This window comes from Anaerobium acetethylicum, assembly GCF_900096945.1.
In the GTDB taxonomy this organism is placed as follows: Bacteria; Bacillota; Clostridia; order Lachnospirales; family Lachnospiraceae; genus Anaerobium; species Anaerobium acetethylicum.
This window is the reverse complement of the sequence record NZ_FMKA01000038.1, coordinates 22,264-32,234: the sequence shown is the minus strand read 5'-3', so window position 1 is coordinate 32,234 and position 9,971 is coordinate 22,264. Positions and strand designations below refer to the sequence as shown.

Below are 9,971 nucleotides of genomic sequence, written 5' to 3'. Positions count from 1 at the left end.
AGATTCAGGCACGAATACTTTTTGCACTTTTTTTGCTGGTACAAAATTTGTGGAAAAGACCTGCTGATTTTCAATCGGAAGCGATTTAATCAGCAAACACTAAGTATTCAAAATATTATTCGGGACAAGAACCGGAGTTTATTGAAGGTGATGTTTTTAGAATAATTGTTCCGTTGGATGAGAAATATTCGTATGATGTAGGAGGAAAGGATGCACAGTTTTTAAATCCTAACCAAAATGGTCAAGATGTGGTTAGGATGATTCTTGATTATTGTTCAGAACCAAAATCTATTCAAGAAATTATGGAGCATTTCAATTTTGAAAGCAGAACAAGTTTTAGAAGAAAATATTTAAGTGGTCTTTTAGAATCGGGAGAATTAAAAATGACATTGCCTGATAAACAATCAAGTAAAAATCAAAAATATTTTAGTTAAAATTTATCCTAACCACACCCAAACCGAAATGGTTAAGATGCGGTTAGGATAAATCAATAAAAGCCCCCGATCTATAATTTGTTTACTATTGTGTTTTTTGGGAATATAATAGGGATAATAGATAGAAGATTTTGCCTGCATTGAACGGAAACCTGTTAATTCGAACAACTGGCAGCTGTCCAAAACCCCTGGGTACAGGAATAAACAGCCGCCAGACATGGAATGGGGAGGAATCGTATGGAGAACAAATCAAACATTGTTGACTGGGAAACGATTACAAATTTTGTGACGGATGTATTTAAAGCATATGGAGTCCCAGAGGAGGATGCGAAAATCTGTGCCGATGTGCTGACGGAGTCGGACAAGCGGGGAATCGAATCCCATGGCGTGAACCGGCTGAAACCCATTTATCTGGATCGCATCAGGGCCGGCATCCAGAATCCTGTTACGGAATTTGAAATAGTGAAGGAAACGCCGACAACGGCTGTTGTTGACGGACATAACGGCATGGGACAGGTAATTGGCTTCAAGTCCATGACCATGGCTATTGAAAAGGCGAAAAAATACGGAATGGGCATGGTTGCCGTGCGCAACTCCACCCATTACGGAATCGCAGGCTATTATGCCACTATGGCTACAAAGGCAGGATGCATAGGTATTACAGGAACAAATGCACGGCCTTCCATTGCACCGACCTTTGGCGTCGAGAATATGCTCGGCACGAATCCGCTTACCTTCGGCATGCCTACTGATGAGGAGTTCCCATTTGTTCTTGACTGCGCGACCTCGATCACGCAGCGCGGGCGGATCGAGTATTATTCGCGTATTGGGAAACCGACGCCTGCAGGAATGGTAATCGGGCGGGATGGAAAGACTATGACGGACTCGGACCAGATTCTGGCTGATCTGACCAGCGGACATGCGGCGCTTTCACCCCTTGGCGGTGTGGGGGAGGAACTGGCCGGCTACAAAGGATATGGCTATGCAACAGTGGTTGAGATCCTTTCTGCAGCCCTGCAGCAGGGCAAGTTCCTGAAGGCTCTGACGGGCATCGGAAAAAACGGAGAAAAAGAGCCGATTAATCTGGGCCATTTCTTTATGGCCATCGATGCGGAAGCATTTATGGGGCTTGAGGAATTCAGGAAGACCTGCGGCGACATCCTCAGAGAGCTGCGGGCTTCGGAAAAAGCGCCGGGACATGACCGTATCTATACGGCAGGAGAAAAGGAATATGATGTATGGATGCAGCGAAAGGACAGCGGAGTGCCGGTTAATGCGGCAGTCCAGAAGGAAATGGTAAAACTGAGGGATGAACTGGGGCTTATACAGTATCATTTCCCTTTTGAATAGGTTTGGCTGAATAGCAGCAGAGTATTCTATGGCGATATCTGAAACAGAGGAGGACAAGGCTATGAAAAAATGGTTCTTCACTTCCGAATCAGTAACGGAAGGGCATCCCGATAAACTGTGCGACCAGGTGGCCGACGGAATCCTGGATGCGCTCCTTGAAAAGGATCCGATGAGCCGTGTTGCCTGCGATGTTTCAGCAAGCACCGGACTGATCCTGATTACCGGGCAGATCACCACGTCCTGCACGGTGGACCTTGCCGAAACTGCGAGGCGTATCATTCAGGATATCGGCTATACGGACTCTGATTTCGGAATGGACGGAGGGTCCTGCGCTGTCCTTACGGCGGTTGACAGGCAGTCTCCGGATATTGCGGCAGGTGTGAGTGCCTCCCAGGAGTATAAGCGGGGGTCGGGAGATGAGATGGATATGCTGGGGGCCGGCGACCAGGGCCTGATGTTCGGATTTGCCTGCAATGAGACGCCGGAACTGATGCCGATGCCAATATCCCTGGCACACAAACTGGCAAGGAAGCTGGCAGAAGTGCGAAAATCAGGAGCAATCACGTATCTGAGACCTGACGGAAAAACCCAGGTGACTGTGGAGTATCTTGGAAATGAGGTCAGGAGGATCGAGGCGGTGGTCATGGCATGCCAGCATGATGAAACGGTGGCTTATGAACAGCTTAAGCGCGATATCATGGAGAAGGTAGTCAGGGCGGTTATTCCGGAAGCGCTTCTGGATGAGAACACGAAATATTATGTGAATGCAACAGGAAGATTCGTGATCGGAGGTCCGGCCGGCGACACGGGATGGACGGGGAAAAAAATCATCGTGGATACATACGGCGGCTACAGCAGGCATGGGGGAGGCTCTTTTTCGGGCAAGGATCCGACAAAGGTCGACAGATCCGCAACCTATGCGGCCAGGCATGTAGCAAAAAACATAGTGGCGGCAGGTCTGGCAGATAAATGCGAGGTGCAGCTGTCATATGCCATTGGAGTTGCGCATCCCCTGTCAATCATGGTGGACACCTTCGGAACCGGGAAAATAGAGGAAAGCAGAATTGAGGAAATGATCAGGGAGAATTTCGATCTGAGGCCGGCGGCTATTATCAGGAAGTTCAGCCTCAGGAAGCCGATTTATCTTCAGGTAGCATGTTATGGCCATTTTGGAAGGCCGGACCTGGATCTGCCATGGGAAAGGACTGACAAGGCAGAAGTCCTGCGCCGGGAATTAGAGCAGAGGAGGAAAGAAAATGAAGGAAGCAATCCTGTATGAGAAGCTGGAAAACGGTAAAGTGAAATGTGCCGTCTGCAACCACCGCTGTGTCATCGGAGAAGGAAAGAGGGGAATCTGCGGCGTGCGCGAAAACCGCAAGGGAGTGCTGTATGCCCTGAACTACGGAATGACCATTTCGGCAGCAAACGACCCCATTGAGAAGAAGCCTCTTTATCATTTCCTGCCAGGGACAATGATTTATTCATTTGCCACAGTGGGCTGTAATTTCAGATGCTCATGGTGCCAGAACTGGGAGATATCCCAGGCATCGAAGCCGGCCAGGCCAATCGAAGGTACTTATGTCACGCCGGAGGAGCATGTTGCCCGGGCGATTGAACTTGGATGCCCGTCGATTGCATACACCTATTCGGAACCGACCATTTTTCTTGAATATGCTCTGGACACCATGAAGCTTGCCCATGAGAAGGGGCTTAAGAATGTCTGGGTAACCAACGGCTATATGTCAAAGGAGACGCTTGACCTGATAATCCCCTACCTTGATGCTGCAAATGTAGATTACAAGGGCCCCGACGACGGCGTATATGAAAAGTACTGCGGCGGAAAGGCTATACATATTATGGAAAACCTGATATACCTCCAGAAGGCAGGCATTCACCAGGAAATTACGACCCTGATCGTGCCGGGCGTGAACGATAAGCGCGAGCAGCTGGAAGAAATAGCGAAATTCGTTGCAGATGAGGTAGGCACCGATGTTCCATGGCATATAAGCCGGTTCTTCCCAAACTGGAAGATGATGGATGTGCCGATCACGCCCCTTGAGACTCTTAAGATGGCAGAGAAGATAGGGAAGGAAGCGGGGTTGAAATATATACATATCGGAAATGTATGGTAGATATAAAGTGAGGCTTTGGAGCCCTCTAAAATGGGGAGGCAGAAACATCAATACAGAAAGATCAGATGTTCTGCTACCCCGCAAGCAGGAAGCTCCAGACTGGAGTGGAAACCAGGGATGCAAGAGTTGAAAAGACCACCATTTTTGTTGCAAATATCGCATCACCGTTATATTTCGCAGCCAGAATACTGGTCGTTGCTCCGGCAGGCATTGCTGTCAGAAGAACGGAGACATTGATTGCAAGAGGTTCGATGTTAGTGAACTGAAACGGGATATATATCATAAGAGGGATAAGGACCAGACGGAACATGGTAAAATAAAGGACTTTTCCATCGAGCATCTCTTGCGGTTTTACATCAGCCAGAATCATGCCGATGACCATCATAGACAAGGCAGTGCAGCAATTGCTGAGGCTGGTGATGGAAGACATCAGGAATCCTGGCAGCTGCAGCTGCGTAATCATCAGGAACAGCCCTATGTAGCAGGCAACGATACAGGGATGGGTCGCCACTTTTTTCACAAGCGACTTTTTGTCCGGCGATTCCGTAAACAGGGAAACCCCTGCCGACCACATGACGATTCTCTGTGGAATGAGAAAAATGGAGGCATAGGAAAGGCCGATACTTCCGAAAACGCCTTCCGCTATGGGATTGCCGAGAAAACCTGCGTTGGAGCAGATGGTTCCGTAACGGAGGCATTTCTTCAGTTCCGGGCTGAATCTGTTGTAGAGAACGCGCCCGAGAATGGCACAAAGTACCTGCACCGCAATGGAAATGATCAGAACCATGGCAAAGCTTACAAGAATCGCCCGGTTGAATTCCATCATGAAGGATTTGACGATATTTGCGGGGAGAACCAGGCAGATCACCAGACTGGTAAGATTCGCTTGTCCCGTTTCCCCCATAATATTTAATTTTTTCAAAACGACTCCGGCAAGCATCAGCACAAGCATTGTCAGCTGAAGATCTATCAATTGCTGCATTGTTTTCATCCTTCCATAAATAAAATCATATAATATAGGAGCGATATGCCTGTGCATGAAAAGTCTGCGCGGCAAAAGCCCAATTTATATAATAGCACCGAATGAAAGGCATGCCCAGTTTATTTTATTATTTTGCTTTATATTTCAGGTTAAGGCAAAAGGTGGATAAATGAACCTCCAAAAGAAGAAACAAGACCAAGGAGCCATCGGGGCAGTAGCGGTTTTCAATAGAAACCAGATTTAGGTGATTGACCGGATATGGCACAGGATGATATAATCTTATCCCATGTCCGGTTTTTTGCCAGGTGAAATGCCTGGTTGTGGGCAAACTGACATACAAATTGTGGATATCCCGCTTAAATTACGCGACCGCTGTGGATATACGCACTAATCAAGTGAAAACAGAGGGGTATCATTTTGTTTAATTCAACAGAGAGAGAAGAGAAAGCGTATCTTTCTTCTATAAATGAGCTGATCGAGGATAAATATGTAAAGATCAGCAGCAGCCTGAATGGCAGTTCCCAGGATATCGCTGAAATGAAAAAAGAGTTCTGGGAGAACATAGCGGATATGGACGGGGCTGAAAAAGCCGCCAACCGCGAACAGATCCATTCGGTAATCAGCAGCAGCGAGAATACTGCAGATATCAAACGGGATCTTGAGAAGCTCCGTAATTCTCCGTATTTTGCCAGAATCGACTATAAAGATGATTCGGGCAGGCTCCCAGTATATATAGGAATCAAAGGATTTAGGGACGAAGAGACCAAAAAAAGCCTTATATCAGACTGGCGTGCACCCATCTCCAGCGTATTCTATGACTGTGAGATAGGTCCGGCCTCTTTCAATACCCCGGACGGTGTCAACGAAGGCCATCTGGAGCTGAAAAGGCAGTACAAGATTTCCAGCGGGGAAATGCAGTATATGATCGAGAGCAACATAAGCATCGATGATGAGGTGCTCCAGAAGGAGCTCAGCAGCACGTCGGACGAGAAGATGAAAAACATAGTTGCGACCATTCAGAAGGAGCAGAATGAGGTGATCCGTAATGAAAACGCCGGTGTCCTGATTATACAGGGGGCCGCTGGATCAGGAAAGACATCCATAGCCCTGCACAGGATTGCTTTCATGCTTTACCGTTACAAGAATACCATTTCATCCTCCGACATGCTGGTGCTTTCACCCAACAAGGTATTTGGAAACTATATTTCCAACGTCCTTCCGGAACTTGGAGAGGATAATATCCAGGAAATAGGTTTCGAAGAGATTGCCGTTGATGTCCTTGGGAAAAAAGTGAAATTTCAGAGTTTTGCAGAGCAGGTTTCAAGCCTTCTGGAAGAAAATGACCCGGAGGAAAGGGGGAGGATCGAATACAAATCGACGGTGGGCTTCCTTGACATGCTGGATGACTATCTTTCCAATCTGGAGCGGGATTATTTCAAGGCTCAGGATGTGAAGCTTGGCGGCGTCGTGCTTCCAGCAACTAAAATAACGGCATATATGGCAGGCCTTCCGGAAATGCCCCTGAAGAAGAAGATGGACAAGACGGCCAGAGACATGGCAAGGCGGATGAAGGATTTCTTTGAAAAGAAGCACAGGGAGTGGAAGACAGAGTATGCGGCGGAAATGAAAAGGAAGATAGAAGCGATGTTCCAGTTCAGGAGCACAATGGAAGTATATGAAAATTTTTATACGTTCATCGGCAGACCGGAACTGTTCAGGCTTCTTCCCAAACGGATGCTTGAATATTCAGACGTATTCCCTATGGCATATACGAAAATCGCATTCGAATCCATTGCGGACTACGGATATGTAAGGCATCTGCTCGTCGACGAAATGCAGGATTACACGCCGGTTCAGTATGCTGTGATCGGGAAACTCTTCCGCTGCAAGATGACGATTCTGGGAGACAGCAACCAGGCCGTGAACCCCTACAGCGCATCGTCCATTGAGAAGATCAGCAGCGTTTTTCCGGAAAGCGAATGCATCAGACTCTGCAAGAGCTACCGCTCAACCATAGAGATCTCGGATTTTGCACAGGCAATCTCAACCAATCCGGACATCGTGCCTGTAGAACGTCATGGAGAACTGCCGGTGGTGTATGGATGTGAAACAGAGAAAATCCAGACAGAACGAATCAGAAAGATCATCGACGGGTTCAGGACAGGCAGCTACAAAAATCTGGGAATCATCTGCAGAACCCAGAGAATGGCAGAAGAATTATACGGACAGCTGAAGGGGGAGGATTCGGTTTCCCTTCTTGACTTCACCAGTACGGAATTTACGGACGGAATCATCATAACCAGCGCGCATATGTCAAAAGGGCTTGAATTCGACCAGGTGCTGATCCCGAATGTATCTGACCACGAATATCATACAGTCATGGATCAGAAAATGCTTTATGTGGCCTGCACAAGGGCAATGCACAAGCTGGATCTGACTTATGTCGGTGAAAAAACGAGATGGATTTTGTGAAAGATTCCCATGACCAATCACAATGATGTGGCCTATAATGAGTATAAATCAGGGAAATCATAATGCAATGTGGATAAGTATAAGAGCGGACGAGCAGGAGCCGCCCGGTTACCAGTTTTTTCTTTATACATAGGCAATAAAGCCTATTCCATTGTTAAGGAGGAAGAAGTATGCCGAGAATATCAAATTTCGAATTGCTGAAACAGATTGAACAGCCCACCATTGCAATCCGTACACGGACAACAATCCAGAACATTCCGATGCTGATAGGACAAAGCTATGGAAAGCTCGGAGAGTACCTGAAGGAGCTTGGCGAACTCATCACCGACATGCCGTTTATCGCGTATCACAACATGGATATGCAAGATCTTGACGTCGAGATCGGATTTTCGGTTTCGAAGCCCCTGCCTGGAAAGGATGACATGAAGCCTTCCACAATACCGGAGGGAAGGGTTGTCACCTGCATGTATCTGGGCAGATACAGCGATATGGAACCCGTATACTGCGACATGGTCAAATGGATTGAGGACAACGGGTATGAGCCAGTTGGAACATCCTATGAATATTATTACAACAGTCCGGATTTTCCGGAAAGCCAGTGGCTGACGAAAATAGTCATGGCTATAAAATGATATGAAACGACAGGAATCGACAGGAATCGGGAAAACCCAGGTATTCGGGTTTTCCCGATATGTTTTTCTGGACAATTTTTATTGGAATTGTGTTAGAATAAGTTGAAAGCTTTTCAGCGCATAGAAAGTTCGTCAAAAATCTCCAGACTGGCAGGGGGCGATTGTTATGGACAATAAATCAGGCATAGATGTACGGAAAAAGAAAAAAAGAAATAGAAGGCTGATACTGCTTCTGGTTTTTATCTGGCTGATATGGGGAAATAACGACATATCGGTGACAACATATACCTACGGGAATAAAAAGATCCCAAAATCCTTCAACGGATACCGCATTGTGCATATTTCGGATCTTCATAACAAGGCGTTCGGGAAAAACCAGAAGAGGCTTCTGAAAGAAATAGCCGCCCAGGAACCGGACCTGATCGTAATCACTGGAGACCTCATAGACAGCATGAATACGGATATCGGGAAGGCTATGGATTTTATTTGGGGAGCAGTCAAACTTGCAGATGTCTATTTTGTTTCGGGAAATAATGATATAGATGCCAGCGAATATGATGCCCTTAAGGCTGGGATGGAGAGTGCCGGGGTTGTGATCCTGGAGAATGAAACGGCAGAAATTAAAAATGGATCCGGTGACAGAATAAGGCTGACGGGGCTGGCATACAGCATGCATTACGAAGGTGTCCTCGAGGACATGGCGGATGTTTTGAAAGATGATATTTTTGATATGCTGATGGTCCATCAGCCTGAATTTCTGGAAACATACGCAGAATCGGGAACAGACCTTGTGTTTACAGGGCATGCACACGGAGGCCAGATCCGCCTTCCAATGATTGGGGGATTGGTCGCCCCGGGGCAGGGCTTTTTTCCGAAGTACACGTCCGGATTCTACCGGATGGGGGAAACGACCATGCTTGTAAGCCGGGGGCTTGGCAACAGTATTCTGCCTCTCAGGATTTGCAACAGGCCTGAGGTCGTTACACTGGTACTGAGGACCCCATAGAAGCAGAGGCCGCTGAAGTGTCCTGAGGTTGCCGAACTGAAAAAGGAACGAATGACTAGATAGTTTGGAGGAAAATAGTAGAATGTCAGGAACAGGAACAATCGTAAACGTCCTTGCAGTGATCTTGGGAAGCTGCATAGGACTGGTATTTAATGGGGGGCTGAAACAGCGTTTTCAGGATACGCTGATGCAGGCATTAGGAATGGCGACGATTTTCATTGGCGCTTCGGGCGCATTGAAGGGAATGCTGGCAGTAAACGGGACATCTCTTGAAGTGGGCGGAACGATGATCATGATCATCTCGCTGGTAATCGGTTCCCTGATAGGCGAAGCAATCAATATAGAACAGAAGATGGAAAATGCCGGATTATGGCTGAAAAGCAGGATAAAGACGGGAAAAGGGAGCGAGACTTTTGTGGAAGGCTTTGTGACTGCATCACTTGTAACCTGCGTCGGCGCAATGGCGGTTGTCGGATCCCTGCAGGATGGGCTGACAGGAGATGCTGCCATGCTTTATACGAAGTCGATTCTTGACTTCGTAATCGTTATCATTTTTTCATCCACCCTGGGTATCGGAGTCCTGTTTTCAGCGATCCCGCTTGGACTCTATCAGGGGGGCATCACCCTTTTTGCCGGGTTCATTGAGCCATTCATGTCGGAGCAGATGATTTCGAATCTTTCCTTCGTGGGTTCTATCCTGATATTCGGAATAGGGGTAAATCTGGCCTTCGATAAGAAGATCAAGGTGGGCAACATGCTGCCTTCAATTCTGGTCGTAATCGTCTGCAGCCTGTTTCTGTAAATTGAAATTTGTGCAAATTATATAAATGCCTGAAAAGGGCAGAAGCCATTGGTCTACGGCTTCTGCCCTTTTTTTATGATTCAGGCCCCCGAAAATCCTATGCAGGACAGCCAAAATGGAGTGCAGCGGGAATCAGCTTTAAATGGAACATAAAGAACAGC

General features: G+C 47.2%; 9 protein-coding genes. 8 read left to right on the top strand and 1 reads right to left on the bottom strand.

Translation table 11 applies throughout. The features are described from left to right. Positions 1–173 precede the first annotated feature (173 nt). From BJR36_RS17500 to amrS, 4 genes are all read left to right on the top strand, one after another. The gene (locus tag BJR36_RS17500) at positions 174–434 is read left to right on the top strand and encodes a Fic family protein (protein WP_091236715.1); all 261 of its coding nucleotides are present in this window, start codon (positions 174–176) and stop codon (positions 432–434) included. A 237-nt stretch (positions 435–671) separates the two neighbouring features. Beyond that, on the top strand, positions 672–1,784 hold the full coding sequence (locus BJR36_RS17495) for an Ldh family oxidoreductase (RefSeq protein WP_091236714.1): 1,113 nt from the start codon (positions 672–674) through the stop codon (positions 1,782–1,784). A 61-nt stretch (positions 1,785–1,845) separates the two neighbouring features. Next, positions 1,846–3,063, top strand: a complete 1,218-nt coding sequence (metK, locus tag BJR36_RS17490) for a methionine adenosyltransferase (RefSeq protein ID WP_091236722.1) — start codon at positions 1,846–1,848, stop codon at positions 3,061–3,063. Continuing rightward, positions 3,041–3,916: an AmmeMemoRadiSam system radical SAM enzyme gene (amrS, locus tag BJR36_RS17485; protein ID WP_091236712.1), complete on the top strand. Its 876-nt coding sequence runs from the start codon at positions 3,041–3,043 to the stop codon at positions 3,914–3,916. Before metK ends, amrS begins: the two co-directional genes overlap by 23 nt. Positions 3,917–3,989: 73 nt before the next feature. On the opposite strand, the gene BJR36_RS17480 is transcribed toward amrS, so the two are convergent. Further along, the gene (locus BJR36_RS17480; protein WP_091236720.1) at positions 3,990–4,898 is read right to left on the bottom strand and encodes an AEC family transporter; all 909 of its coding nucleotides are present in this window, start codon (positions 4,896–4,898) and stop codon (positions 3,990–3,992) included. Positions 4,899–5,315: 417 nt separating this feature from the next. Between BJR36_RS17480 and BJR36_RS17475 the strand changes: the two genes are divergently transcribed. From BJR36_RS17475 to BJR36_RS17460, 4 genes are all read left to right on the top strand, one after another. After that, positions 5,316–7,370: a HelD family protein gene (locus tag BJR36_RS17475; protein WP_091236711.1), complete on the top strand. Its 2,055-nt coding sequence runs from the start codon at positions 5,316–5,318 to the stop codon at positions 7,368–7,370. A 170-nt stretch (positions 7,371–7,540) separates the two neighbouring features. Beyond that, entirely contained in the window at positions 7,541–8,002 is a 462-nt protein-coding gene (locus tag BJR36_RS17470) for a GyrI-like domain-containing protein (protein WP_242875644.1), read from the top strand. A 166-nt stretch (positions 8,003–8,168) separates the two neighbouring features. After that, a complete protein-coding gene (locus tag BJR36_RS17465; protein WP_091236709.1) occupies positions 8,169–9,008 on the top strand; it encodes a metallophosphoesterase in 840 nt (279 codons plus the stop codon). An 82-nt stretch (positions 9,009–9,090) separates the two neighbouring features. Continuing rightward, the gene (locus BJR36_RS17460; RefSeq protein ID WP_091236708.1) at positions 9,091–9,810 is read left to right on the top strand and encodes a DUF554 domain-containing protein; all 720 of its coding nucleotides are present in this window, start codon (positions 9,091–9,093) and stop codon (positions 9,808–9,810) included. The last annotated feature ends 161 nt before the right edge of the window (positions 9,811–9,971 follow it).